The organism is Variovorax sp. GW821-FHT09A10 (genome assembly GCF_059418385.1).
Genome location: NZ_JBWKPT010000006.1, coordinates 227,259 through 253,198, shown reverse-complemented (window position 1 = coordinate 253,198; position 25,940 = coordinate 227,259). Strand labels below are relative to the sequence as shown.

The window sequence follows — 25,940 nt, the reverse complement described above, 5'->3', positions numbered from 1 at the left end:
TCAGCGGCGCGGCGTGGCGCGGCTCTTGGTGTCGGCCTCCAGGCGCGCCTTTGCGCCTTCGAGCATCAGGTCCACGCCGACCTCGAACATCGCATCGGGGCCTGCCTTGCGGTAGCTGGCGAAGGCCTCGGCCAGCAGCGGGCGCGAGGCTGCGGCGGCATCGAGCGCCTGCTGCCGAACTTCCGCATCGGGCGGCGCGGCCTGCTCCTCGAGCACGCAGCCCACGGTGTAGCGGCCCAGCGCGATCAGCAGCGCCATCGCCTGCGTCGCCGGCAGGCCCCGGCTGACCACGGCGGCCAGTTGGGCTTCCACCATCTCGAGGTCGCCCGGGTCGGGCTCGGAGCCGGCATGCAGGCGTGCGCCGTCGCGCCGCGCGAGCAATGCGCGCCGGAAGCTGCGCGCGTTCTCTCGCAGGAAGGTCTCCCACGACTCGCCCTCCAGCGGCAGCCGGCGGTCGTGCGCGCGGCGCAGGATCTCGCGGTTCATCGCGTCGAGCAGCGCGCGCTTGTTCTTGAAATGCCAGTACAGCGCAGGCTGCTGCACGCCGAGCCGCTCGGCCAGCAGCCGGGTGCTGAGCTTGTCCATGCCGACCTCGTCGAGCAGCGCGAGCGCGGCTTCGAGGATCACTTCACTGTCCAGTTTCATGTCGGTGTGCGTGCCCGGAGTCGGGCGAATGAGGGGTGCTTCACAGCCTGGAATTTATCGCTGATAATTCCTTATCAATGATAAATTCTGATCTTTCTTCTCCGTCCGCCGTCGCGGGCGGGCGCCACGCGCAGGCGGTGATCCTCGCGATCGTCACGCTCGACGCCGTCGGCATCAGCCTGGTCATGCCCATCGTGCCGGGCCTGCTGCGCGAGGTCGGCCACACCGGCGACCTCGGCTGGCGCTTCGGCGCCTTCCTGTCGCTCTACGCGCTGATGCAGTTCCTGTGCGCGCCCGTGCTCGGCGCGCTGAGCGACCGCTTCGGCCGTCGCCCGGTGCTGCTGGTGTCGGTGGCGGGCGCGGCGATCGACGCGCTCTTCATGGCCTTCGCGCCCTCGCTGTGGATGCTGTTCGTGGGCCGCGCCCTCGCGGGCATGACGGGCGCGAGCATGGCGGTGGCCTCGGCGGCCATCGCCGACCTCACGCCCGAGCAGCAGCGCGCGCGCTGGTTCGGCCGCATGGGCGCCTGCTTCGGTCTGGGCTTCATCGCCGGGCCGGCCATCGGCGGCGTGCTCGGCGACCACGGCGTGCGGCTGCCGTTCGTGGCCGCCGCGGTGCTCAACGGCATCACCTTTCTGGTCGGCCTGCTGGTGCTGCGCGAGTCGCGCCCGCCGGCGCTCGCGGCCCGGCCCTTCGACCGCGGCGTGCTGCATCCGCTGGCGCCGCTGCGCTGGGCCATGGGCATTCCCGCGCTGCTGCCGATCCTGGGCGTGTTCGGGGTGCTGGTGATGGTGGGCGAGGTCGCCGGCACGACCTGGGTGCTCTACGGCGAGGACCGCTTCGCCTGGAACGCCACCACGGTCGGCCTGTCGCTCGCGTGCTTCGGCCTGCTGCATGCGCTGGTGCAGGGCTTCGTGGCGGGCCCGGTGGTCGAGCGCTGGGGCGAGCGCGCGGCGATCGCCCTCGGCACGCTGGCCGACTGCACGGCCTACGCGCTGATCGCCTTCGCCACGCAGGGCTGGATGGCGCTCGCGCTGCTGCCGCTGCTGTGCATGGGCGGCATCGGCCAGCCCGCGCTGCAGGCGACGCTCTCGCGGCGCGTGGGCGAGGCCGAGCAGGGGCGGCTGCAGGGCGTGCTCGCGAGCCTCTCCAGCCTGGCCTCGGTGGTCGGGCCGCTGGTGATCAGCGCGGTCTACTTCGCGTTCCGCGTGCGCTTTCCGGGCATCGTGTGGCTGGCCGGCGCCGTGCTCTATCTGCTGTGCCTGCCGGTGATGCTGCGCAGGTCGCCTGCGGCGGGGGGCTAGCTCTCGAAGAACGCCAGCTTGCGGGCGCGAGGCAGCGCCTTGAGCGCGATCTCCGCCCGGAGCGCGGCGCCCTTGTCGGGGTACTGGCGCGCCGCCAGCACGCGCTGCGGCGGACGCGCGCGCGTGAACTTGGCGCCCAGCCCGAAGACATGCTGGAAGAAGCGCTGCTCCACGTCGAGCGCGATGCCCGCGTAGTACACGCCGCCTTCGCATTCCAGCAGGTAGAGCCAATAGGGTCGGGGCGGCGAGGGATCGGGCGGTTTTCGGGGCACGTGCGCATTGTGCGGGTGGGCGTTTGTCGTGCGTTGAAGGAAGGTGTCGCCGCGAAGTTCATTCGCAAAACGCACCAAGTCCTTCCAATTTTTCGCTAGGCAAGGGCGCGGGTTTCGCACATATTGGCCCGTTCCCGCCGTCGCATTTCTTCTTCTGTCCTTCCTTCTCCCTGGAGCGTCCATGCCAGAAGCCCAGACCCCCGTGTCCCTCCCCGCCGAGGTCGAGCAACTGCTGCATCGCCTGGGCGTGCCCCGCACCGCCCACACCGGCGGCGACCTCACGGTGCGCTCGCCGGTCAGCGGCGAGGTGATCGCGCAGGTGCCGCAGACCACGGCCGTGGAAGCCACCGGCGCCATCGGCCGCGCGCACGAGGCCTTCAAGGCCTGGCGCCTGGTGCCGGCGCCCCGCCGTGGCGAACTGGTGCGTTTGCTGGGCGAAGAGCTGCGCGCCGCCAAGCGCGACCTGGGCCGCCTCGTCACGCTGGAGGCCGGCAAGATCCCGTCCGAAGGCGCGGGCGAAGTGCAGGAAATGATCGACATCTGCGACTTCGCGGTCGGCCTCTCGCGCCAGCTCTACGGCCTCACGCTGGCCACCGAGCGCGCCGAGCACCGGATGATGGAAACCTGGCATCCGCTGGGCGTGTGCGGCGTGATCTCGGCCTTCAACTTTCCCGTGGCCGTGTGGTCGTGGAACGCGGCGCTCGCGCTGGTGTGCGGCGACCCGGTGGTGTGGAAGCCGTCCGAGAAGACGCCGCTCACCGCGCTGGCCGTGCACGCCATCGCGCAGCGCGCCATCGAGCGTTTCGGCGACGCGCCCGAAGGCCTGCTCGGTTTGCTGCTGGGCCGACGCGACATCGGCGAGGTGCTGGTCGACGACCCCCGCGTGCCGATCCTCTCGGCCACCGGCTCCACGGCGATGGGCCGGCAGGTCGGCCCGAAGCTGGCGGCGCGCTTCGCCCGCGCGATCCTCGAACTGGGCGGCAACAACGCCGCCATCGTCACGCCCTCGGCCGACCTGGACCTCACGCTGCGCGGCATCGCCTTCGCGGCCATGGGCACGGCCGGCCAGCGCTGCACCACGCTGCGGCGCCTGTTCGTGCACGAGAGCGTGTACGACCAGCTGGTGCCCCAGCTCGTGAAGGTCTACGGCAACGTGCAGGTGGGCGACCCGCGCGAGGCCGGCACGCTGGTCGGTCCGCTGATCGACCGCGCGGCCTTCGACGGCATGCAGAAGGCCCTGAACGAAAGCCGCGAGACCGGCGCCACGGTGCACGGCGGCCAGCGCGTCGAGGGCATCGGCACGCCGGACGCGTTCTATGTGCGCCCGGCGTTGGTGGCGTTGAAGTCGCACGCCGGCCCGGTGCTGCGTGAGACCTTCGCGCCCATCCTCTATGTGGTGCGCTACAGCTCGCTCGACGAAGCCATCGAATGGCACAACGCGGTGGGCGCGGGCCTGTCGTCGTCGATCTTCACGCTCAATGTGCGCGAGGCCGAGCGCTTCATGTCCAGCGCGGGTTCGGACTGCGGCATCGCCAACGTCAACATCGGCCCGAGCGGTGCCGAGATCGGCGGCGCCTTCGGTGGCGAGAAGGAAACCGGCGGCGGGCGCGAAGCGGGCTCGGACTGCTGGAAGGCGTACATGCGCCGCGCCACCAACACCATCAATTACTCGACGGCACTTCCCCTTGCGCAGGGCGTGACCTTCGATATCGGCGACTGAACAACCCCGGTCCATGGTGCCTGCTGCGCGGCATTTCGCCGCAGCGGCCAGGCAGCGGCCGCACCTATCCCCCCAGAAAAACCACCAGGAGACAGCAAAGATGAAGATGCAACTGAAGACCCTCGCCACCGCCGCGCTGCTTGCGCTCGCCTTCGGCACCACCGCCACCGCGCAGCAGGCGCCCACGGGCGGCACGCTCGACAAGATCAAGGCGAGCGGCAAGGTCGTGCTCGGCGTGCGCGAAGCCTCGCCGCCCATGGCCTACATGCTGGGCGCGGGCGAGAAGTACGTGGGCTACCACGTCGAGCTCTGCGAGCGCGTGCTCAAGGACATCACGCCCAACGCCAAGCTCGAGTACATGGCCGTGACCGCGCAGAACACCATCCCGCTGGTGCAGAACGGCACGCTGGACATCGGCTGCGGCCCCACCACCAACAACACCGCGCGCCAGCAGCAGGTGGCCTTCGCGCTCACCACGTACGTGAGCGAAGTGCGCATGGCGACCAAGGTCGACTCGGGCATCACCACGCTCGACCAGCTCGCGGGCCGCAACGTGTCGGCCTCGACCGGCACCACCGCCGTGCAGCTGCTGCGCAAGCGCGAGCGCGCGCAGAACGTCTCGTACAACACCATGCTCGGCAAGGACCACCTGGAGAGCTTCCTGCTCATGGAGTCGGGCCGCGCCGATGCCTTCGTGCTCGACGACAACCTGCTCGCCGGCATCATCGCGAACTCGAAGAACCCCACGGCCTACCGCATCACCGGCGAGGCGCTGGGCTCCGAGCCGATCGCGCTGCTGTTCCGCAAGGACGACCCGGCCTTCAAGGCGGCGGTGGACGATTCGCTGCGCAAGCTCATGAAGAGCGGCGAGCTCGAGAAGATCTACACCAAGTGGTTCGTGGCCGCGATCCCGCCGAAGAACACCAGCCTCAACCTGCCGATGAGCCCCGCGCTCAAGCAGCTGATTCTCGAACCCAACGACAAGCCGCTGGAGACCTACGCCAAGTGACAGACGCCGCCGTGTTCTCGCCGGCGCAACGCGTGCGCGCCATCCACGTCTCGGAGATCCTTCGCATCACCGACCACGCGCAGGCGCTCAAGCGCGCCGGCCGCCCGGTGATCGTGCTGGGCGCGGGCGAGCCCGACTTCGACACGCCCGAGAACATCCGGCATGCGGCCTCGCAGGCCATTGCGCGCGGCGACACGCGCTACACGGTGCTCGACGGCAGCCCGGCGATGAAGGCGGCCGTGCAACTGAAGTTCAAGCGCGACAACGCGCTGGACTTCGCGCTCGACGAGATCAGCGTGAGCGCGGGTGCCAAGCAGGTGATCTTCAATGCGCTGATGGCGAGTTTGAACCCAGGCGACGAAGTGATCCTGCCCGCGCCGTACTGGACCTCGTACGCCGACATCGTGCAGATCTGCGGCGGCGTGCCGGTGTCGGTGGCGTGCGGCGAAGAGAACGGCTTTCGGCTGACCGCCGCGCAGCTGCAGGCGGCCATCACGCCGCGCACGCGCTGGCTGTTTCTCAACTCGCCGTCGAACCCGAGCGGTGCGGCCTACAGCGCGGCACAACTGAAGCCGATCACCGACCTGCTGCTCGACCATCCCCACGTCTGGGTGCTGGCGGACGACATCTACGAGCACATCCTTTATGACGGCCTCGCGTTCGCAACGCCGGTGGCGGTGGAGCCGCGCTTGCGCGAACGCACGTTGACGGTGAACGGCGTGTCGAAGGCCTATGCGATGACTGGTTGGCGTGTCGGCTACGGCGCGGGACCGCGCGCGTTGATCGCGGCGATGGCCGTGGTGCAGAGCCAGTCGACCTCGTGCCCGTCGTCGGTGAGCCAGGCTGCGGCGATCGAGGCGCTCACCGGGCCGCAGGGCATCGTGGCCGAGCGCTGCGCATCCTTTCAACAGCGCCGCGATGTCGTCGTGGCCGCGCTCAACCGCACGCCGGGCCTGCATTGCCGCGTGCCCGAGGGCGCCTTCTACACCTTCGCAAGCTGCGCGGGCGTGCTCGGCAAGCGCGCCCGCAGCGGCGCACTGCTGCAGACCGACAGCGACTTCTGCCGCTACCTGCTGCAGGATTTCGAGGTGGCGGTGGTGCCGGGCAGCGTCTTCGGGCTCGCACCGTATTTCCGCATCTCGTATGCGACGTCGATGGCGCAGCTCGAAGATGCGTGCGCGCGCATCGCCGCCGCCTGCGCCGCGCTCTCCTGACCTCTCCTCTTCATTCCACTGGAACCCTCATGACTTCCTCCCGCACCGGCGGCCAGATCCTGGTCGACCAGCTCATCACCCACGGCGTCAAGCAACTCTTCTGCGTGCCCGGCGAAAGCTTCCTGGCCGTGCTCGACGCGCTGCACGACGCATCGATCGACGTGACGGTGTGCCGGCAGGAAGGCGGCGCGGCGATGATGGCCGAGGCGCAGGGCAAGCTCACGGGCCAGCCCGGCATCTGCTTCGTCACGCGCGGCCCCGGCGCCACCAACGCGGCGGCGGGCGTGCACATCGCGCACCAGGACTCGACGCCGCTCCTGCTGTTCGTCGGCCAGGTCGCGCGCGACGCGATGGGCCGCGAGGCCTTCCAGGAGCTGGACTACGGCGCGGTCTTCGGCATGATGGCCAAGTGGGTCGTGCAGATCGACGATCCGGCGCGCGTGCCCGAGCTGGTGTCGCGCGCCTTCCATGTCGCGACCTCGGGCCGGCCCGGTCCGGTGGTGATCGCGCTGCCCGAAGACATGCTGACCGAAGCCGCCGTGGTGGCCGATGCGCTGCCGTATGCCGTCACCGAAACGCATCCGGGCGCGGCACAGATCGCCGAGCTGCAGCAGCGCCTGTCGCAGGCGCAGCGCCCCGTCGTCATCCTGGGCGGCAGCCGCTGGTCGGAAGCCGCGACGCAGCAGTTCGCGCAGTTCGCCGAGGCGCATGCGCTGCCCGTGTACTGCTCGTTCCGCCGCCAGATGCTGATGTCCGCCGAGCACCCCTGCTATGCGGGTGACCTGGGGCTCGGCGCCAACCCGCGCATGCTGGAACGCATCCGCAATGCGGACTTGGTGCTGCTGGTCGGCGGGCGTCTGTCGGAAGTGCCGTCGCAGGGCTATGAGCTGTTCGCGATCCCGCAGCCGAAGCAGGCGCTGGTGCATGTGCACGCCGATGCCGACGAGCTCGGCAAGCTCTATCGCCCGACGCAGGGCATCCACGCCACGCCGCAGGCGTTCGCCGAAGCGGTGTCCGCGTTGCGTCCGGCGTCACCGCCCGTGTGGCAGGCCGAGACGAAGACCGCGCGCGAAGACTTCCTGTGCTGGAGCGACCCGGCCGCGGTCCGCATTCCCGGCCCGCTGCAGATGGGCGAGGTCATGCAGCACCTGCGCGCGGTGCTGCCGGCCGACACCATCTTCTGCAACGGCGCGGGCAACTTCGCGACCTGGGTGCACCGCTTCTGGCCGTTCCGCGCGTTCGCGAGCCAACTCGCACCGACCAGCGGCTCGATGGGCTACGGCCTGCCCGCCGGCGTCGGCGCCAAGCGGCTGTGGCCCGAGCGCGAGGTGGTCGTGTTCGCAGGCGACGGCGATTTCATGATGCACGGCCAGGAGTTCGCGACCGCCGTGCAGTACGGGCTGCCGATCCTCGTGGTGCTGCTGGACAACGGCATGTACGGCACGATCCGCATGCACCAGGAAAAGCACTACCCCGGCCGCATCAGCGCCACGCAGCTGAAGAACCCCGACTTCCGCGGCTACGCCGAGGTGTTCGGCGGCCACGGCGAGCGCGTGACCACGACGGAAGAATTCGGCCCCGCACTGGCGCGTGCGCGTGCCAGCGGCAAGCCGGCGATCCTGCATTGCCTGCTGGACCCGGAGGCGATCACGCCCGCGAGCACGCTGGCGTCGATCCGCAAGGCGGCGCTGGCCGCGAACTGAGGCGCCGTCAGCGCAGGCCGCCGACGTAGCGCGGCGGCGGCGTGGGCGGCAGGCCGTCGGGCTGGCGCGCCGCCAGCCGCGCGGCGCGGGCCAGCGGCTCCATGGCCTGCTCGAGCCGCGTGGCGAGCTGGTCGAGTTCGTCGTCTTTCGTCTCGGCGGCGTGCTGGCGCGTCATGCGCACGATCTCGGCGGCGTACTCGGCGTTGGTGGCCATCCATTCGGTGTCGGTCACGCGTCCGTGCTTTCGCCGCAGTGCCACGTGAAGGCGGGCGGCGAGGGCGATGCGTTCGCTTTCGGACATGGAGGGCATGGCGGGGTCTCCGGCGTCGACGGGTCAAGCTCCCAGGTGTTCTTTATGTTGAGCAAGATCGAGGCCCACCAGTTCGCTCTCGGGGTCGACGCGCAATCCGACCAGCACATGCACGAGGAACAAGACGATGGCCGTGCCCGCCGCGCTGTAGATCGCCACGCTGGCGACCGCGATCGCCTGCGTCAGCACATTGCCCGCCGCGCCCGAGATGCGCGGGTCGGCGAACACGCCCGTGAGCAGCGCGCCCACGATGCCGCCGATGCCGTGCACGCCGAACACGTCGAGCGAGTCGTCCGCACCGAGCAGGTGCTTCAGGCCCGTGGCGCCCCAGTAGCAGGCCAGCCCGGCGATGGCGCCGATGGCCAGCGCCGACAGCGGCGTGACGAAGCCGGCCGCCGGCGTGATCGCCACCAGCCCCGCCACGAGGCCCGAGCACAGGCCCAGCAGCGAGGGGCTGCGGCGCACGATCCATTCGCCGATCATCCAGCTCATGGCGCCAGCCGCCGCCGCGATGTGCGTGACCAGCATGGCCAGGCCGGCGCGCCCGTCGGCCGCCACCGCCGAGCCGGCATTGAAGCCGAACCAGCCCACCCACAGCAGGCCCGCGCCCGTCATGGTGAGCGCCAGGCTGTAGGGCTCGAAGGCCTCGCGCCCGTAGCCCCGGCGCGGCCCGAGCGCATAGGCGCACACCAGCCCCGCGATGCCCGCGTTGACGTGCACCACCGAGCCGCCCGCGAAGTCGAGCGCACCCATCTGCGCGAGCCAGCCGCCCGGCTCCCACACCCAGTGCGCGACCGGTGCGTACACGAGCAGGCTCCACAGCAGCGCGAACCACAGCAGCGCCGAGAAGCGCATGCGCTCGACAAAGGCGCCGAGCACCAGCGCGGTGGTGATGATCGCGAAACTCAGCTGGAACATGGCGTAGACCGATTCCGGCACGTTCGGCGCCACGTGGCTCACGGCCACTTGGCCGGCCTCCTTCAGGTACTCGAAGCCCGAGAAGCCGATGCGCGAGAGCTTGCCCAGCCAGGGCCAGCCGGGCGTGAAGGCCAGCGAGTAGCCGAGCGCGAACCAGGTCAGCGAGACCACGGCGGCGATCGCCACCACCCCGGCCATGGTGGCCAGCACGTTCTTGCGCCGCACCATGCCGGCATAGAAGAGCGCGATGCCGGGCAGGGTCATCAGCAGCACCAGCGCGGTCGAGGTCATCATCCAGGCGGTGTCGGCCGCGTTCAGGGAGGCTTGGGGTGCCAGCAGGGCCATGACCGTTTCTTCTTGGAGTGGTGGACAAGAGGCCTGTGTGCACGAGTCATGCCATCTTGTTAACTGCCTGAAACACTTTGGTTTCCCAACCGGGGGGTCGAAGTAACACGAAGCGGGTAATTCCTAATGCACCGGGCGGGTGCGCGCTTGCACAATCTGCGCACTCGCGACGGGCCCTGCTCGTACTGCCGAGGGTCCGAGGAGACAAGCTTCCGATCGATCAACAAGAACATTCTTCAAAGGCTCCGCACGAGATGCCTGTCTGATATTTGAAAAGCGCCGCTGGTCGGCGCTTTTTTTTGCCTGTTCGCAGCGCAAATGCGGGCGCTTTCTTCCAAGCCAAACAAGCCTCCTGGCCAGCCGGTACCGGCCACCACAGCTATCGTTTCGATAGCGATTCCGGTGAGACAATCGCCCGCATGGAAATGCTGGTGGTCACGGGCGCCTCACTGCTCGCGGGTTTTATCGATGCGATCGTGGGCGGCGGCGGGTTGATCCTGGTGCCGGCCCTCTTTGCGGTGTTTCCGGGCGCGCCGCCGGCCACGCTGCTGGGCACCAACAAGAGCGCGTCCATCTGGGGCACGGCGGCCTCGGCGGCCCAGTTCAGCCAGCGGGTGCAGATGCGCTGGGGCGCCATGTGGCCGGCTGCGCTGCTGGGCTTCGGCGGTTCGATGCTCGGCGCCTGGACCGTCACGGTCTTCCCGGGCGACTTCCTGCGCCGGGCACTGCCGGTCATCCTGCTGGGCGTGCTGATCTACACGCTGGCGCGCAAGGACATGGGTCGGCTGCACGCGCCGCGCTTCAGCGGCCGTGCCGAGACGCTGGCGGCCAGCACCATCGGCCTGACCATCGGTTTCTACGACGGTTTCTTCGGGCCGGGCACGGGCAGCTTCCTGGTGTTCCTGTTCGTGCGCTGGATGGGCTACGACTTCCTCAACGCCTCGGCCTCGGCCAAGGTCATCAACACGCTGACCAACGCCGCCGCGCTGATCCTGCTGGCCGCCAAGGGCCACGTCTGGTGGCACTACGGGCTGGTGATGGCCGTGGCCAACGTGGCCGGCAGCCTGGTCGGTACGCGCGTGGCACTGAAGCACGGGGCGGGCTTCGTGCGGATCGTGTTCATCGTGGTGGTGAGTGCACTGATCCTGAAGACGGCTTACGACGCGTTCCTGAAATAAAAAAAGCCCCTGGCATCTGGCCAGGGGCTTTTTTTCGGGGCGCCGAGGTCAGTCTTCGACGAACGCTTCTTCGCGCTTCGCCTTGATCGCCGGCAGCAGCACGATGGCCAGCAGCAGCGCCGCAGCGATCAGCAGGCCCGCCGACAGCGGCCGCGTCACGAACACGCTCCACGCGCCGCGCGACAGCAGCAGCGCGCGCCGCAGGTTCTCTTCCATCATCGGCCCCAGGATGAAGCCCAGCAGCAGCGGGGCCGGCTCGGTGCGCAGCTTCAGGAACAGGTAGCCGATGAAGCCGAAGATCGCCACCATCCACACGTCGAAGGTGTTGTTGTTGGTCGAGTACACGCCGATCGCGCAGAACAGCACGATCGCCGGGAACAGGAACTTGTAGGGCACCGTCAGCAGCTTGATCCACATGCCGATCAGCGGCAGGTTCAGGATGATCAGCATCGCGTTGCCGATCCACATCGAGGCGATCAGGCCCCAGAACAGCTCGGGGTTGCTGGTCATCACCTGCGGGCCGGGCTGGATGTTGTGGATCGTCATCGCGCCCACCATCAGCGCCATCACGGCGTTGGGCGGGATGCCCAGCGTCAAGAGCGGAATGAAGGAGGTCTGCGCGCCGGCGTTGTTGGCCGACTCGGGCGAGGCCACGCCGCGGATGTTGCCCTTGCCGAAGGGCACTTCGCCCGGGCGCATCTTGATCTTCTTCTCCAGCGCGTAGGCCGCAAAGGCCGCCAGCAGCGCGCCGCCGCCGGGCAGGATGCCCAGGGCCGAGCCCAGCGCCGTGCCGCGCAGCACGGCGGGCGTCATGCGCTTGAAGTCGTCCTTGGTGGGCCACAGGCCCTTGACCTTGTGCGTGAACACCTCGCGCTCGTCATCGGGCTGCGAGAGGTTGCCGATGATTTCGCCGTAGCCGAACACGCCCATGGCGATCACCACGAAGCCGATGCCGTCGGTGAGCTCGGGAATGTCGAAGCTGAAGCGCGCGACGCCCGAGTTCACGTCGGTGCCCACGATGCCCAGCAGCAGGCCCAGCACGATCATCGCCACCGCCTTGAGCAGCGAGCCCGAGGCCAGCACCACCGCGCCGATCAGGCCCAGCACCATCAGCGAGAAGTACTCGGCGGGGCCGAACTTGAAGGCCAGCTCGGTCAGCGGGGGCGCGAAAGCCGCAAGAATCAAAGTGCCGACACAGCCCGCGAAGAACGAGCCCAGGCCCGCCGCGGCCAGCGCGGGGCCTGCGCGGCCCTGCCTTGCCATCTGGTAGCCGTCGATACAGGTGACCACCGAGGACGACTCCCCGGGCAGGTTCACCAGGATGGCCGTGGTCGAGCCGCCGTACTGGGCGCCGTAGTAGATGCCGGCCAGCATGATCAACGCCGACACGGGCGGCAGCGCGTACGTGGCGGGCAGCAGCATCGCGATGGTCGCGACGGGGCCGATGCCCGGCAGCACGCCGATCAGCGTGCCCAGGATGCAGCCGACCAGGCAGTACAGCAGGTTGGTGAAGGTGAAGGCGACGCCGAAGCCGGTCGCCAGGTTGTGGAACAGTTCCATGGCGGTGTGCTCCTCAGCCCGAAATGAAGGTGGGCCAGACCTGGATCTGGAGCTTGAGCGCCCAGATGAAGGCCACATAGCTGCCGGCCGCCAGGATGGTGGAGAGCACCAGCACGTCGCGCAGCTTGAAGTGCTCGCCGGCCATGCTCGAGATGATCGTCAGCGCGTAGATCGCGATGATCATGCCCATCGCCGGCAGCCCGACGCTGGGCAGGCCGCCCAGCAGCACGCCGAAGGCCAGGTTGGCGCCGAGCACGAAGGCCAGCGGCTTCCAGGCCCATTTGCCGATCTTGTCGCCGTCGGCGCTCTCGACCACCATGGCCTGGAACATGATCAGCGCGCCCAGCAGCGCCAGCAGGATGCCCAGCATCAGCGGAAAGTACCCTGGCCCCATGCGGGCGCCGTCGCCGATGGTGTAGGTGGTGGCGCCGATGGCGAACGCGCCACCGACGGCGGCGAACATGACTCCTGAGAAGAAGTCCGCCTGTCTCTTGATTTTCATTGTCTCGACCCTCTGTTTTCGAAGGGACGAGGGTCGTCGCCGGCGGCTGACCATAGGCTGACCACCACGGTACGCACTAATGCTTACAGGGTTAGCACTGGCTCTCCCCCAGGCTTCGCGCACTTCGTGTCGCTACGCCAACCCCCTCCGGGGGCAACACCAGCGGCCCGGCAAAGCCGGTTCCGCGGTGTTCCACGAAGGGGCAGGGATCGTGTGGGGGCCGGAAACGAAAAAAGCTCCCGAAGGAGCTTTTTATTCATTCAGAGCGCCGGGGCGCTCATGAGTGTGTGGGGGAGGGCTTAGTAGCCGCCGCGGCCACCGCCGCCGCCGCCGTAACCACCGCCGCCGCCACCGCTGCGGCCACCACCGCCGCCGCCGTAACCGCCGCCGCCGCCACCACCGTAGCCGCCGCCGCCACCACCGCCGTAGCCGCCACCACCGCCGGTGCGGGGGGGACGTGCTTCCATCGGACGGGCTTCGTTCACCGTCAGGGCGCGGCCCTGCAGCGATGCGCCGTTCATGCCTTCGACTGCAGCGAGTGCTTCAGCGTCGGTGCCCATTTCGACAAAGCCGAAGCCCTTCGAACGGCCGGTGTCACGTTCCATCATGACCTTGGCGCTGACGATCGAACCGAATTCGCCGAAAGCTTGTTCCAGGTCGTTGTCACGCACGGAGTAGGCGAGGTTGCCCACGTAAAGTTTCTTGCCCATGGAGGGACTCCTAATTCAAACCAAAAAAACACAAAGCGATGGAGTCCCAGAATCACAACAAACTAATGCGCTGTGGCGCGAAACTGACCGATCACCAAATTACGTGCACGGGAGCCGAGGCTCGCAGACACGTGAGCCGGATTATCCGGCCCGATTTCCTAAAAAAGGGGGGAAATCTTGTGTTATCGAGAAACATTCCGACCCGACGGGCGGTTTCGCAACGGTTTGAGCAGGTCGGACAGGCCGTTGTGGTCTATTTCATGCATCAAAGCGAGCAGCCGGCCAATTTCTCCCGCGGGAAAACCCTCGCGCGCGAACCAGGTCAGGTAATTTCCGGGCAAATCGGCGATCAGCGTGCCCTTGTGCTTGCCAAAAGGCATTTGGAGCGTCACCAGGCGCTGCAGGTCTTCGGGGTTCATGCGCTGTTCAGCCGCCCGCGCGCTTGACCGTGTGGCCCTGCTTCACGAGGGCGGCGATGACCACCTCGCGGTGATCGCCCTGGATCTCCACGGTGCCGTCCTTCACCGTGCCGCCCGTGCCGCAGGCCGCTTTCAGCTGCTTGCCCACGGCCGCCAGCGCCGCCGCGTCGAGCGGCAGGCCCTTGACCACGGTCACGCCCTTGCCCTTTCGGCCCTTGGTCTCGTGCGATACGCGGACAATGCCGTCCGTGGCCGCCGTGCGGGCCTTCGCGAGTTCCTTGCAGCGGCATTGCGCCATCGGGGCGCCGCAGTCGGGGCACATGCGCCCGCCCGCCTCGGTGGAGTACACCAGCGTGCTGCCGGTGCGGCTGTTCTTCATCGTTCCCATTCGATCCGTCTTTCTTTCGATCTCTCTTTTTTTCCCGGTGCCCGTTCCATGCCATTCGATACCCTGGGCCTGACCCCCGCACTCGCGCAAGCGGCCGCCGCGAGCGGCTTTGCCGCGCCGACCGCCATCCAGGCGGCGGCCATCCCTGCCATTTTGCAGGGCCGCGACCTGCGGGGCTCGGCACAGACCGGCTCCGGCAAGACGGCCGCATTTTCCCTGCCGCTGCTGCAGCGCCTGGCCGCCGAGCCGGCCTCGTCGGCGTCGCGCCGCCTGCGCGCGCTGGTGCTCGTGCCCACGCGCGAACTCGCGGCCCAGGTCGGCGAGACGCTGGAAGACTTCGCACGGCACCTGCCCGAGCGCCTGAAAATCGTCGTCGCGGTCGGCGGCGTCTCGATCAACCCGCAGATGATGCGGCTGCGCGGCGGCGCCGACATCGTGGTCGCCACGCCCGGCCGGCTGCTCGACCTGGTCGAACACAACGCGCTCGCGCTCGACGCCGTGTCGACGCTCGTGCTCGACGAGGCCGACCGCCTGTTCGACCTGGGCTTTGCCGAGGAGCTGCAGCGCATCCTGGCGCTGCTGCCGGCGCGGCGCCAGAACCTGCTCTTTTCGGCCACCTTCCCGATCGCCATCCAGGCGCTGGCCGACGACATGCTGCACGACCCGGCGCTGGTCGACGTGCAGGGCGAGCCCGGCACCCGGCCCGACATCGTGCAGCGCGCCATCGAGGTCGACGCCGCGCGCCGCACCCAGCTGCTGCGCCAGTTGCTGAAGGACAACGAAGGCACCTGGGACCGCGTGCTGGTGTTCGTCGCCACCCAGCACGCCGCGCAGACCGTGGCCGAGAAGCTGTACCGCAACGGCATCTACGCCGTGCCCTTTCACGGCGACATCGCGCAGGGCACGCGCCGCGACATCCTGGCGCAGTTCAAGCAGAGCCGCTGGGACGTGGTGATCGCCACCGACCTGGCGGCGCGCGGCCTGGACATCGCGCAGCTGCCCGTGGTCATCAACTACGACCTGCCGCGTTCGCCGACCGACTACATCCACCGCATCGGCCGCACCGGCCGCGCGGGCGCGAGCGGGCTGGCGATCAGCTTCGTGAGCCCCACCACCGAGGCGCACTTCCGCCTGATCGAGAAGCGCCAGGGCCAGCGCGTGCCGCGCGAGCGCATCGCGGGCTTCGAGCCGACCGAGACGGCGCCGGTGGTGGTCGACACCTCGGGCAACGGCGGCATCAAGGGCGCGCGGCCGAGCAAGAAGGACAAGCTGCGCGCGGCGACCGCGCTGGCCGCACAGGCGGGCGGTGGGGAAGACGCGGACTGACGCGCGTCAGGCGTCTGCCGGCATGCAAGGAGGCCGGCGGGTGCTTCGAACGGTTTTCCGCTTTCGTGCGTTGCGCGCTACGCGTGCTGCTTGCCGAGAAAGCTCGTGATGAGGTCCACCGGCAGCGGAAACACGATGGTCGTGTTCTTGTCCGCGCCGATCACCGTGAGCGTTTCCAGGTAGCGCAACTGGATCGCCTGAGGTTCCTGCGCCAACACGCGCGCGGCCTGGAACAGCTTCTCGGACGCCTGCAGCTCGCCTTCGGCATGGATCACCTTGGCGCGGCGTTCGCGTTCCGCCTCGGCCTGCCGTGCGATGGCGCGGATCATGGATTCGGTGAGGTCGATCTGCTTGATCTCGACGTTCGACACCTTGATGCCCCATGAGGCCGTCTGCACGTCCAGCGATTCGCGCACATCCAGGTTGAGCTTCTCGCGCTCGGCCAGCATGTCGTCCAGCTGGTGCTTGCCGAGCACCGAGCGCAGCGTGGTCTGGGCCAGCTGGCTGGTCGCGTTGAAGAAGTCCTTGACCTCGATGATGGCCTTGGCCGCATCGACGATGCGGAAGTAGACGACCGCGCTGACCTTCACCGACACGTTGTCGCGCGAGATCACGTCCTGCGTCGGCACTTCGAGCACCACGGTGCGCAGGTCGACGCGCACCACCTGCTGGATGGCCGGGATCACGAACACCAGTCCGGGCCCTGCCACCTTCGAGAAGCGCCCCAGGGTGAACACGATGCCGCGCTCGTACTCCCGGAAGATCCATATCGCCGAAAAGAGCAGCGCCGCCAGCAGGACCAGAACGACGGCGCCGATGCCGTAAGTGAAAGAGAGCATGGTGATCTCCCGCGACTCAGCAAAGGTGCTGAACGGTTGGACACCTGCTGCGCAGCGGCGTTCCGGCCGGGCCGGAATAAAGCTCGGTGCCGCCGCTACAGCCACCCGAGCTGCCGCGCCGCCAGCTCCTTCATGATCTCCTCGGCCCCGCCGCCGATCATCATCACCTTGACCTCGCGGTAGATGCGCTCGCTCACGGTGCCGCGCATGAAGCCCATGCCGCCGAGGATCTGCACGGCCTGGTCGGCGCAGAACTGCATGGTCTGCGTGGCGTGGTTCTTGAGCAGGCAGACCTGCGCCACCCACTCGGGGGCGTTGATGCGGCCCGCGGCCTCGTGCGCGTCGCCCTCGGCGGACACGGCCTCGAGCCAGGCCTCGGTCGAGGCGATGCGCATCTGCATGTCGACCAGCTTGTGGCGCACCGCCTGGTGCTCGATGAGCGCGGCGCCGAAGGTCTTGCGCTCGCGCGACCAGGCCAGCGCCTCGTCGAGGCAGGCCTGCGCGAAGCCCAGCGCGCCGGCCGCGAGCCCGACGCGCTCGCCGTTGAAGTTGCCCATGACCATGCGGAACCCGCCGCCTTCTTCGCCGAGCAGGTAGCGCGCGGGCACGCGCACGTGGTCGAAGTGCAGCGTGGCAGTGTCGGAGCACAGCCAGCCCATCTTCGCGAGTCGCGTGCGCGAGAGGCCGGGCGCGTCGCCCGGCACCAGCAGCATCGAGAGCCCGCCCGCGCCGCGGCCTTCGCCGGTGCGCACGGCCACGGTGATCCAGTCGGCGCGCATGCCCGAGGTGATGAAGGTCTTCTCGCCGTTGAGCACGTAGTGATCGCCGTCGCGCTTGGCCGTCGTGCGCACCGCGGCCACGTCGGAGCCGCCGCCGGGTTCGGTGATCGCAAGCGCGGCGATCTTCTCGCCGCGCAGCACCGCGGGCACGACCTCGTGGCGCACGGCGTCGCTCGCATGCAGCACCACGGGCGGCAGGCCGATGTTGTGCGAGAACAGGCTCGCGAGCACGCCGCCGCTCTGGCCGTGGCGCGCGAGCGCGACCCACGCGGGCAGCTTCAGCGCATAGGAGGCGGGCGTGCCGCCGAGTGCTTCCGGGTAGCCCAGGCCCAGCAGGCCCAGCTCGGCCGCGCGGGCGTACAGCGCGCGCGGGAATTCGCCGGCCTCGTCCCAGGCCTGCACGTTCGGTGCGATCTCGGTCTGGGCGAAGCGGCGCACCGTGTCGGCGAGCGCCGCACGGTCGGCCAGCAGTTCCGCGTCCATGGCGCTCAGCCGCGCGGTGGGCGCTTGGCGATGCCCATGGTCTTGGCGAGGATGCCGAGCATCACTTCGTCGGCACCGCCGCCGATCGAGCCCAGGCGGCCGTCGCGGTACAGGCGCGACACGCGGTTCTCCAGCGTGAAGCCCATGCCGCCCCAGAACTGCAGGCAGGTGTCGGCCACCTGGCGCGTGAGGCGGCCGGTCTTGAGCTTGGCCATCGACGCGAGCTCGAGCACGTCCTCGCCCTTCACGTGCAGGTCGCAGGCGCGGTAGGTGAGGGCGCGCAGCGCCTCCACTTCGGTCTTCAGTTCGGCCAGCTTGAACTGCACCCACTGCTGGTCGGCCAGCGTGGCGCCGAACATCTGGCGCTGCTGCGCCCATTCGATGGTCTGCGTGATGCAGTCGTCCATCGGCGCGAGCGAGCTGGCCGCGCACCACAGCCGCTCTTCCTGGAACTGCTGCATCTGGTAGACGAAGCCCTGGCCCTCCTCGCCGATGCGGTAGCGCTGCGGCACGCGCACGTTGTCGAAGTAGATGAGGCCGGTGTCGCTCGAGTCCATGCCGATCTTGCGGATCTTCTTGGCCTTCTCGATGCCGGGCAGGTTCATCGGCACCATCACGAGCGACTTGTTGCGGTGCACCGGGCCCTCGCTGGTGTTGACCAGCATGCACATCCAGTCGGCCTGCAGGCTGTTGGTGATCCACATCTTCTGGCCGGTGATGAGGTAGTCGTCGCCGTCCTTCTTCGCGTAGGTCTTCAGGCCCGCCACGTCGCTGCCCGCGCCGGGCTCGCTCACGCCGATGCAGCCGACCGTGTCGCCGGCGATGGCGGGCACCAGGAACTCGCGGCGCAACTCGTCGCTGCCGAAGCGTGCGAGCGCGGGCGTGCACATGTCGGTCTGCACGCCGATGGCCATCGGCACGCCGCCGCAGCTGATGTGGCCCAGCCCTTCGGCGAAGGCCATCGCAAACGAGTAGTCGAGCCCGGCGCCGCCGAAGGCCTCGGGCTTGTTCAGGCCCAGCAGGCCGAGGTTGCCGAGCTTCTTGAAGACCTCGTGCGCGGGAAAGATCTCGGCCTCTTCCCATTCGTCGACGTGGGGGTTGATCTCCTCGTCGATGAACCGGCGCAGGGTGTTCTGCATCTCGAGGTGTTCATGGGTGTACTGCATGGCGGGTCTCCGTTCGTTCGTTCGCTCGTTACTTGTCCTGGAACACGCGCGGTGTCTGCGCGAGGTGAAAGCCGTCGTAGGGCCGCACCGCGGGGCGTTGCTGCGCCTGCGCGTCGGGAAGTTCCATCGGCCAGCCCATGCGCGCCTGCGGGCGCGCGCCGTCCACGCGCAGCACGGTGCCGCTGATGAAGGCGGCGGCCGGGCCCAGCAGGAAGGCGATGGCGGCGGAGGTCTCGGCCTCGTTGCCGAAGCGGCCCGCGGGCACGGTCTTGCGCATGGCGCGCAGCATGTCGCCGGCCTCGGGCGGGTAGTGGTCCATGCCGCTGGAGGCGATGTAGCCCGGCGCCACGGCGTTCACGCGCACGCCGCTCACGGCCCATTCGGCGGCGGCGGTCTCGGTGAAGCTCACCATGCCGGCGCGCGCGGCGCCGCTGTGGCCCATGTTCGGCATCGACCCCCAGATGTCGGCCACGATGTTGACGATGGCGCCGCCGTTCGCCTGCATGCTCTGCAGGTAGCACTCGCGCGCCACCAGGAAGCCGCCCGTGAGGTTGGTGTGGATCACCGCCTCCCAGCCCTTGGCCGAGATGGCGGCCAGCGGCGTGATGTACTGGCCGCCCGCGTTGTTGACCAGCCCGTCGATGCGCCCGTGCGCCGCGACGATGGCCTTCACGGCCTCGCGCACGGCCTCTTCCTGGCGGATGTCGAAGGCCTGCGTGCTGGCGTTGCCGCCGGCCGCTTCGATCTCGGCGCGCACCGCGTCGAGCTTCTCGGGCTTGCGGCCCACCAGCACCACGTGGGCGCCGAGCGAGGCCAGTTCGTGCGCGGTGCAGCGGCCGATGCCCGAGCCGCCGCCGGTGACGACGATGCATTGCCCGGCGAACAGGCCGGGCGCGAAGACGGAGCGGTAGTGGGATGCGTTCATTCGATGGGTTCTCGGCAAAAGGGGGAGCCGTCAGGCCTCGGCGATCTCGGCCACGATGTGGCGCGCAGCCACCTGCGCGCCCACGGCCACATGCAGCGCCGCGACGCGGCCTGCACGGGGTGCGCAATGCACGTGTTCCATCTTCATGGCTTCGAGCGTGACCAGTGGCTGGCCGGCGGCGACGGTGTCGCCCTCGGCGGCGAGCAGCGCGACCACGCGGCCGTTCATCGAGGCGCGCAGCAGGCCGTCGCCGCCGCCCGTGTCGGCGCGCGGAACGGCCACGTGCGTGAGGTCGTCGAGCTGGAAGGCGCGGCCGTCGAAATGGAAGTCCACGCGTTCGGAACGCCGCACGACCCGCGCCTGCGCGGCCACGCCGCCGCAGGCGAAGCGCAGCAGGCCGTCGTCCGACAGCGCCAGCAAGGCGAGCGACACGGGCGCGGCGTCGTCCAGCACGACCTCGAAATGCGCCGCGCCGCGCGGCGTCACGCGCGCCGTGTGCACGGCGCCGTCGAGCGCAAAGCGCAAGGCGTTGGGCAGCGTGTGCGCCAGCGGCGAGGGCCAGCCGCGTGCGCCGGTCTGCAGCAGCAGGGCCGCGAGCAGGGCGGCGCGCGTGTCGCTCGCGGTGTCGGTGGCCAGCAGCGCATCGAGGTGGTCGCCGATGAAGGCGGTGGTCGCTCCGCCGCTCGCGAACACCGGGTGCGCGAGCGCGCGCTGCAGCAATGCCTGGTTGGTCGGCAGGCCCAGTGCGATGGTGTCGCGCAGGCCCGCCAGCAGCCGCTGTCGCGCTTCGTCGCGCGTGCGGCCCGACGCGATGAGCTTGGCGATCATCGAATCGTAGAAGGGCGGCACTTCGGCGCCGTCGCGCAATGCGTGTTCGGTGCGCAGAGCCGGTGACGTGCGCCATGCGCTCAGCGTGCCGCTTTGCGGCAGGAAGCCCTGCTGCGGGTCTTCGGCGCACAGCCGCACTTCGATCGCGTGGCCGGTGATGCGCACGTCGTCCTGCGTGAGCGGCAGCGGCTCGCCGGCGGCCACGCGCAGCTGCAGTTCGACGAGGTCCAGGCCCGTCACCGCTTCGGTCACAGGGTGCTCCACCTGCAGCCGCGTGTTCATCTCCATGAACCAGTACTGGCCCTGCGCGTCGAGCAGAAACTCCAGCGTGCCCGCTCCCTCGTAGGCGATGGCCTTGGCGGCGGCCACGGCGGTGGCGCCCATGCGTGCGCGCAGCGCGGCGTCGACGGCCGGCGAGGGCGCTTCCTCGATCACCTTCTGGTGGCGCCGCTGCACCGAACAGTCGCGCTCGCCGAGGTGGATCGCGTGGCCGTGGCGGTCGGCAAACACTTGGATCTCGATGTGGCGCGGCGCGACGATGGCGCGCTCCAGGATCACGGTGGCGTCGCCGAAGGCATGCAGCGCCTCGGACTGCGCGCTCTGCAGTTGCTCGGCGAAGGCGCCGGCCGCGGTCACGAGCCGCATGCCGCGCCCGCCGCCGCCGGCCGTGGCCTTGATCATCACGGGCCAGCCGATGCGCTCGGCCTCGGCGGCCAGCGTGGCGGTGCGCTGGTCTTCGCCCTGGTAGCCGGGAATGCAGGGCACGCCGGCCGCCTGCATGAGCCGCTTGGCGCCGGCCTTGTCGCCCATCGCGACGATGGCCTCGGGCGATGGCCCGATGAAGACCAGCCCTGCGTCGCGGCAGGCCTGCGCGAAGGCCGCGTTCTCGGCGAGGAAGCCGTAGCCCGGGTGCACCGCGTCGGCGCCACTGGCACGGGCCGCGGCAACGATCGCGTCGATGTTCAGGTAGCTCTGCGCGGGCAGCGGCTCGCCGATGCACACGGCCTCGTCGGCCTGGCGCACGTGCTCGGCGTCTGCGTCGGCGCGCGAGTACACCGCGACCGCGCGGTAGCCCATGGCGCGCGCGGTGCGCATCACGCGCACGGCGATCTCGCCGCGGTTGGCGATCAGGATTTTTTGAAATTCGCTCATGGCCGTGCCACCGAAAACTGCATGGGTTGCGGGGCGCGTGCCTCGGCGTCGCGGCAGATCGACAGCGCCTCGGCGAGCACGGCGCGCGTGTCGCGCGGGTCGATCACGCCGTCGTCCAGCAGCAGCGCGCTGGTGGTGAAGACGCTCATCTGGCGTTCGAAGCGCTCGACGATCTGGCGCTGCATCGCGTCGATCTTGTCGCGGTCGACGGCACCCTTGCGGGCCATGCCGGCCTCCATCACGATGGCCATGGTCTGCGCCGCCTGCTCGCCGCCCATCACGGCGGTGCGCGCGTTGGGCCAGCTGAAGCAGAAGCGCGGCGCGAAGCCGCGCCCGCACATGCCGTAGTTGCCCGCGCCGTACGAGGCGCCGCAATGCAGCGTGATCTGCGGCACGTTGGCGCTGGTCACGGCCTGGATCATCTTGGCGCCGTGCTTGATGATGCCGGCCTCCTCGTGCGCGCGGCCCACCATGTAGCCCGTGATGTTCTGCAGGTAGACGATGGGCGTGCGCGACTGGCAGCAGGCCTGGATGAAGTGCGTGGCCTTGGTGGCGCCGTCGGAGTCGATCGGGCCGTTGTTGGTGATGATGCCCACCGCATGCCCTTCGAGGCGGATGTGGCCGCAGACGGTGGCGCTGCCGTAGTGCTCACTGAAGGCCAGGAACTCCGAGCCGTCGGCGATGCGCGCGATGACCTCGCGCATGTCTACCGGCCGGCGGCCGTCGGCGGGCATGAGGCCCATCAGCTCCTCGGCGTCGTGGCGCGGCGGTGCGAAGGTGCGCGGCGCCTCGTCGCGCGCCCAGTCGATGCCGCCGAGGATGGCGCGCGCGATGCGCAGCGCGTCGCGGTCGTCCTCGGCCAGGTAGTCGCCCAGGCCCGAGATGTGGGTGTGCATGACGGCGCCGCCCAGTTCTTCCTCGGTGGCGATCTCGCCGGTGGCGGCCTTCAGCAGCGGCGGCCCGGCCAGGAAGGCCCGCGTGCGGTCGCGCACCATCACGATGTAGTCCGACAGGCCCGTCTGGTAGGCGCCACCCGCGGTCGACGAGCCGTGCGTCACCGTCACGACTGGCAGCCCCGCGGCCGAGAGCCGCGCGAGGTTGCGGAAGATGTTGCCGCCGCGCACGAAGTCCTGCACGCGGTACTGCATGAGGTTGGCACCGGCGCTTTCCACCAGCTGGATGAAGGGCAGCTTGTTCTCCAGCGCGATCTCGTGCAGCCGCAGCTGTTTGTCCAGACCCATGGGCTGCAGCGCGCCGGCGTCGATGCCGGAGTCGGAGGCGCTGATCATGCAGCGCACGCCGGCCACGCGCCCGATGCCGGCGATCAGGCCGCCGCCGGGCACGCTCTTGGCGAGGTCGGGGTTGTCCTGGCCCAGGCCCGCCAGCGTGGCCAGCGGCAGGAAGGGCGCGCCGGTGTCCAGCAGCAGCGCGAGGCGTTCGCGCGGCAGCAGCTGGCCGCGCTTGGCGAAGCGCTCGGCCGAGGCGCTGGAGGCGGCCACGGCGCGGGCTTCGTGGGACCGGACCTGCGCCAGCAGCGAGAGCATGCTGGCGCGGTTGGCCTGGTAGGTGTCTGCGGCCGTCTGCAGCCGGGATTCGAGAAAGGGCATGGGGGTCTGTGCGAAGCGCAACGTGTCGTTCGCACAGACTGTAGGAGGCGGGCCCCCGGCCCGCTTGCGCCAACTAGCTGGGGCGCACGCGCTGCTGTGCAGCCGGGGCCGCATCGAGGCTGCTGCCCGTGACCACCCAGTAGATGAAGATCAGCACCGCGCCGGCCGTGCCGAACACCGTGAGGCCCATGTAGCTGCCGCCCAGGGAGAGCGCGTCGATCGGGGCGGCCGCCGTGCAGATCATGCTGGCCGCGTTCATGCCCACGTAGTGCATGGTGCACACCGCCACGCCCATCACGGCGGCGGCGGCCACCTGGTGGGTCAGCTTGCGCAGGTTGAAGGCCAGCCACAGCGCCGCGGCGGCGGCCGTGATGGCGATGACCACCGACAGCGCGACCATGCCGGCGTCGAAGCTCATCGTGGCCCGCATGTTCATCGCGAACATGCCCATGTAGTGCATCACGCACACGCCCAGGCCCGCCAGCAGGCTGCCGGCCAGCCAGCCGGAGCGGCTGAATTTCTTTCGCCCGCCCGCCAGGTACAGCGCAATGCCCGAGATCAGGATGGCCGCCACCAGCGACACGATGGTCAGCGGCATGTTGTACGAAATGCCGAAGGGCAGCCGGTAGGCCAGCATGCCGATGAAGTGCATCGACCAGATGCCGATGCCGCCCAGCGCCACCGCGGCGCAGGCCACGATGGCCAGGTTGGGCTTGCCGTCGGCGCCGACCATGCGCCCGGCACAGATCAGGGCCACCAGCGAGCCGAAGAAGGAAATGACGAACGACAGTGCAACCAGCCCCAGGGAATATTCGGGCGATAGCACCTGGCCTACGACGAGCGGAGTCATGCGATGTCCCTTCGGAAAGAGCGCTTCGCAGACCTCCGACTGCCCTATGCGATCGGCACGCTGCGAAGCGTCCCGGCCAGTTTGTAATATGTGTTTATAAAAGTAAACAGGAATTTGTACTAATTGTTACCCTGCATGACAGGCCGAATTCGATAGATCGAATTGTTCTTGTCGGCCGAGACGTAGACCGTGCCGTCGCGCCCCACGGCCACGCCCGTCACCACGTAGGGCGGCGGCAGGCCGGGCCCGGGCGCCAGGCCGATGGGCAGGTTGTCGGCGACGGTGCGGCGGGTGCCGGTGGCCGGGTCGATCTCGACCAGCCGGCGCGCCGCGCTCTCGGCCACGATGAAGCTGCCCCACGGCGTCTGGGCCAGGCCCTCGGGCAGCGCCAGCCCGTCGGCCACGGTGCGCAGCGGCGCGCTGGCGTCCAGCGGAATGCGCAGCAGCTTGCCGGCCGCCTCGGTCACGTAGAGCGCGCCGTCCTGGCCGACCACCAGTTGCACCGGGCCGTTCAGGCCGCTAGCCAGCACTGACTTCTCTGCAAACTTCGGCCCGCTGGCGCGCGTGATGCTGCCGGTGGCGAGTTCGGCGTAGATCACGCTGCCGTCGGGCATGGGCAGCGCGTCGAACGGGGCCTTCAGGCCGTGGATCGTCTCGACCGTCTTCAGCGTCTGGCGGTCGACCAGCTGCACCGAGCCCGTGAACCACGAGGTCAGCGCGAACAGCTGGGGCGACAGCCCGACCGCGAAGGGGTAGTCGAGCTCGGGGTCGCGCTGCATGCGGAACACGTCGCGCACCTCGCCGGTGCGCACGTCGACCTGCCGGAAGCCGAAGACGTCGGCCACCCACAGGTCGTTGCCGTCGATCTTCAGGCCCGCCGGCACCGCCACCTTGCCGCTGGTGAGCGTGCGCAGTTCGCCGGTGGCGGGGTTGAAGGCCTGCACCTCGTTGTTGGCCATGTTCGAGACGTAGATGGTCCCGTCGGGTGCGATGGCGAGGTTGTCGAGCGACGGGCGCAGTTGCTTGGCCACGGTCTTCTTGCCGCTCGCAAGATCGACCTTCACCAGCTCGCCGCTGCGCGCATCGACGACCCACAGGTTGCCCTTGCCGTCGAGGTTGGCGGCGGCCGGGATCTTGAAGCCGTCGGCGATCACCGTCATCGCGCCGTCGGCGGGGTTGATCTTCACGACCTGGCCCTTGAACCACAGCGGGCCGTAGAGCAGGCCGTCGGGCCCGACCTCGAAGCCGTTGAAGCCGCCCATGTCCTTCTTGATGAGCCGGGGCGGCTGCTTGCCGTCGCGGTCGATTTCCCACAGCGCGTCGCCCAGGAACACCTGCGAGGCGTAGAGCTTGCCGTTCTTGCGGTCGAAGTCGAGCGAGTTCAGGCCGGGCAGGTCCTTGGCGAGCACGCGCAGCGGCGCGCTGTCGTTCTCGCGGTAGCGCAGCATGCCCATGAGGTAGTTGGTCCAGGCCAGCTCGCCCTTCGGGCCGACCGCGATGTCGTCGGCCTGGCCCTCGGGTGCGTCGATCAGCACCTTGGCGGCGCCGGTCTGGCGGTCGACCTCCCACAGCGTGTTGCCGAGCACGGAGCCCGCGAGCAGCCGGCCCTTCGCATCGATGGCCAGGCCGTGCACGCCCGCGAAGGACGACGGGGCCACGAGCACCTCGGGCGCGGCCCACGCGGCGGGGCGCTTGGGCGGTGGCGACAGCGAGCTGCAGGCGGCGAGCAGGGCGAGGGCGGCGGTCAGCGCGGCAGCGCGGATCGAGCGACGGGGCATGGCGATCTCC

General features: G+C 69.4%; 24 protein-coding genes. 7 read left to right on the top strand and 17 right to left on the bottom strand.

Going from position 1 to position 25,940, the window contains the following annotated elements; all coding sequences use genetic code 11:
• Entirely contained in the window at window positions 1-645 is a 645-nt protein-coding gene (gene tetR, locus AC07Q9_RS22855; protein WP_495311892.1) for a tetracycline resistance transcriptional repressor TetR, read from the bottom strand.
• Window positions 646-722: 77 nt separating this feature from the next.
• Here tetR and tet point away from each other — a divergent pair, with 77 nt between their 5' ends.
• Window positions 723-1,949 (top strand): Tet(A)/Tet(B)/Tet(C) family tetracycline efflux MFS transporter, encoded by a 1,227-nt coding sequence (gene tet / locus AC07Q9_RS22850; protein ID WP_495311891.1) that lies wholly within the window; start codon window positions 723-725, stop codon window positions 1,947-1,949.
• On the opposite strand, the gene AC07Q9_RS22845 is transcribed toward tet, so the two are convergent.
• Window positions 1,946-2,221, bottom strand: coding sequence for a GIY-YIG nuclease family protein (locus tag AC07Q9_RS22845; protein ID WP_489060200.1), 276 nt, complete (start codon window positions 2,219-2,221; stop codon window positions 1,946-1,948). The genes tet and AC07Q9_RS22845 overlap by 4 nt on opposite strands.
• Before the next feature lie 181 nt (window positions 2,222-2,402).
• On the opposite strand from AC07Q9_RS22845, the gene amaB reads away from it, so the two are divergent.
• From amaB to AC07Q9_RS22825, 4 genes are all read left to right on the top strand, one after another.
• Window positions 2,403-3,941 (top strand): L-piperidine-6-carboxylate dehydrogenase, encoded by a 1,539-nt coding sequence (gene amaB, locus AC07Q9_RS22840; RefSeq protein ID WP_495311890.1) that lies wholly within the window; start codon window positions 2,403-2,405, stop codon window positions 3,939-3,941.
• Window positions 3,942-4,041: 100 nt separating this feature from the next.
• Complete coding sequence (locus AC07Q9_RS22835) at window positions 4,042-4,950, top strand: amino acid ABC transporter substrate-binding protein (RefSeq protein WP_447740294.1); 909 nt, start codon at window positions 4,042-4,044, stop codon at window positions 4,948-4,950.
• Entirely contained in the window at window positions 4,947-6,164 is a 1,218-nt protein-coding gene (locus tag AC07Q9_RS22830; protein WP_495311889.1) for a pyridoxal phosphate-dependent aminotransferase, read from the top strand. Before AC07Q9_RS22835 ends, AC07Q9_RS22830 begins: the two co-directional genes overlap by 4 nt.
• A gap of 29 nt (window positions 6,165-6,193) precedes the next feature.
• The gene (locus tag AC07Q9_RS22825) at window positions 6,194-7,867 is read left to right on the top strand and encodes a thiamine pyrophosphate-binding protein (protein ID WP_495311888.1); all 1,674 of its coding nucleotides are present in this window, start codon (window positions 6,194-6,196) and stop codon (window positions 7,865-7,867) included.
• A gap of 7 nt (window positions 7,868-7,874) precedes the next feature.
• On the opposite strand, the gene AC07Q9_RS22820 is transcribed toward AC07Q9_RS22825, so the two are convergent.
• Both AC07Q9_RS22820 and AC07Q9_RS22815 read right to left on the bottom strand, forming a co-directional pair.
• The gene (locus AC07Q9_RS22820; protein WP_082818034.1) at window positions 7,875-8,177 is read right to left on the bottom strand and encodes a hypothetical protein; all 303 of its coding nucleotides are present in this window, start codon (window positions 8,175-8,177) and stop codon (window positions 7,875-7,877) included.
• 24 nt (window positions 8,178-8,201) lie between these two features.
• On the bottom strand, window positions 8,202-9,440 hold the full coding sequence (locus AC07Q9_RS22815; RefSeq protein WP_495311887.1) for an ammonium transporter: 1,239 nt from the start codon (window positions 9,438-9,440) through the stop codon (window positions 8,202-8,204).
• A gap of 419 nt (window positions 9,441-9,859) precedes the next feature.
• Between AC07Q9_RS22815 and AC07Q9_RS22810 the strand changes: the two genes are divergently transcribed.
• A complete protein-coding gene (locus AC07Q9_RS22810) occupies window positions 9,860-10,618 on the top strand; it encodes a sulfite exporter TauE/SafE family protein (RefSeq protein WP_495270021.1) in 759 nt (252 codons plus the stop codon).
• Window positions 10,619-10,666: 48 nt separating this feature from the next.
• Here AC07Q9_RS22810 and AC07Q9_RS22805 read toward each other — a convergent pair whose 3' ends face one another.
• The 5 genes from AC07Q9_RS22805 to AC07Q9_RS22785 form a co-directional block, all read right to left on the bottom strand.
• Complete coding sequence (locus AC07Q9_RS22805) at window positions 10,667-12,178, bottom strand: tripartite tricarboxylate transporter permease (RefSeq protein WP_062472774.1); 1,512 nt, start codon at window positions 12,176-12,178, stop codon at window positions 10,667-10,669.
• Between the two features lie 13 nt (window positions 12,179-12,191).
• On the bottom strand, window positions 12,192-12,680 hold the full coding sequence (locus tag AC07Q9_RS22800) for a tripartite tricarboxylate transporter TctB family protein (protein WP_070063464.1): 489 nt from the start codon (window positions 12,678-12,680) through the stop codon (window positions 12,192-12,194).
• 299 nt (window positions 12,681-12,979) lie between these two features.
• Window positions 12,980-13,390, bottom strand: a complete 411-nt coding sequence (rbp, locus tag AC07Q9_RS22795; RefSeq protein ID WP_159278843.1) for an RNA-binding regulator — start codon at window positions 13,388-13,390, stop codon at window positions 12,980-12,982.
• 182 nt (window positions 13,391-13,572) lie between these two features.
• A complete protein-coding gene (locus AC07Q9_RS22790; protein ID WP_495311886.1) occupies window positions 13,573-13,809 on the bottom strand; it encodes a DUF3820 family protein in 237 nt (78 codons plus the stop codon).
• Between the two features lie 7 nt (window positions 13,810-13,816).
• Complete coding sequence (locus AC07Q9_RS22785; protein WP_062472780.1) at window positions 13,817-14,197, bottom strand: translation initiation factor Sui1; 381 nt, start codon at window positions 14,195-14,197, stop codon at window positions 13,817-13,819.
• Between the two features lie 48 nt (window positions 14,198-14,245).
• Between AC07Q9_RS22785 and AC07Q9_RS22780 the strand changes: the two genes are divergently transcribed.
• Window positions 14,246-15,523 (top strand): DEAD/DEAH box helicase, encoded by a 1,278-nt coding sequence (locus tag AC07Q9_RS22780; RefSeq protein WP_495311885.1) that lies wholly within the window; start codon window positions 14,246-14,248, stop codon window positions 15,521-15,523.
• A gap of 77 nt (window positions 15,524-15,600) precedes the next feature.
• Here the strand turns inward: AC07Q9_RS22780 and AC07Q9_RS22775 are convergent, their stop codons facing one another.
• The 8 genes from AC07Q9_RS22775 to AC07Q9_RS22740 all read right to left on the bottom strand — a co-directional run bounded on the left by AC07Q9_RS22775 (window position 15,601) and on the right by AC07Q9_RS22740 (window position 25,930).
• Entirely contained in the window at window positions 15,601-16,362 is a 762-nt protein-coding gene (locus tag AC07Q9_RS22775; protein WP_489060181.1) for a slipin family protein, read from the bottom strand.
• A 95-nt stretch (window positions 16,363-16,457) separates the two neighbouring features.
• Window positions 16,458-17,624, bottom strand: a complete 1,167-nt coding sequence (locus AC07Q9_RS22770; protein WP_495311884.1) for an acyl-CoA dehydrogenase family protein — start codon at window positions 17,622-17,624, stop codon at window positions 16,458-16,460.
• A 5-nt stretch (window positions 17,625-17,629) separates the two neighbouring features.
• Entirely contained in the window at window positions 17,630-18,790 is a 1,161-nt protein-coding gene (locus tag AC07Q9_RS22765; protein WP_095747399.1) for an acyl-CoA dehydrogenase family protein, read from the bottom strand.
• A 28-nt stretch (window positions 18,791-18,818) separates the two neighbouring features.
• Window positions 18,819-19,715: an SDR family oxidoreductase gene (locus AC07Q9_RS22760; RefSeq protein ID WP_495311883.1), complete on the bottom strand. Its 897-nt coding sequence runs from the start codon at window positions 19,713-19,715 to the stop codon at window positions 18,819-18,821.
• A 30-nt stretch (window positions 19,716-19,745) separates the two neighbouring features.
• Complete coding sequence (locus AC07Q9_RS22755) at window positions 19,746-21,695, bottom strand: acetyl/propionyl/methylcrotonyl-CoA carboxylase subunit alpha (RefSeq protein WP_495311882.1); 1,950 nt, start codon at window positions 21,693-21,695, stop codon at window positions 19,746-19,748.
• A complete protein-coding gene (locus AC07Q9_RS22750) occupies window positions 21,692-23,302 on the bottom strand; it encodes an acyl-CoA carboxylase subunit beta (protein ID WP_495311881.1) in 1,611 nt (536 codons plus the stop codon). Before AC07Q9_RS22750 ends, AC07Q9_RS22755 begins: the two co-directional genes overlap by 4 nt.
• Before the next feature lie 73 nt (window positions 23,303-23,375).
• Window positions 23,376-24,152: an MHYT domain-containing protein gene (locus tag AC07Q9_RS22745; protein WP_495311880.1), complete on the bottom strand. Its 777-nt coding sequence runs from the start codon at window positions 24,150-24,152 to the stop codon at window positions 23,376-23,378.
• A 119-nt stretch (window positions 24,153-24,271) separates the two neighbouring features.
• Window positions 24,272-25,930, bottom strand: coding sequence for a Vgb family protein (locus tag AC07Q9_RS22740; protein WP_495311879.1), 1,659 nt, complete (start codon window positions 25,928-25,930; stop codon window positions 24,272-24,274).
• Window positions 25,931-25,940 lie beyond the last annotated feature (10 nt).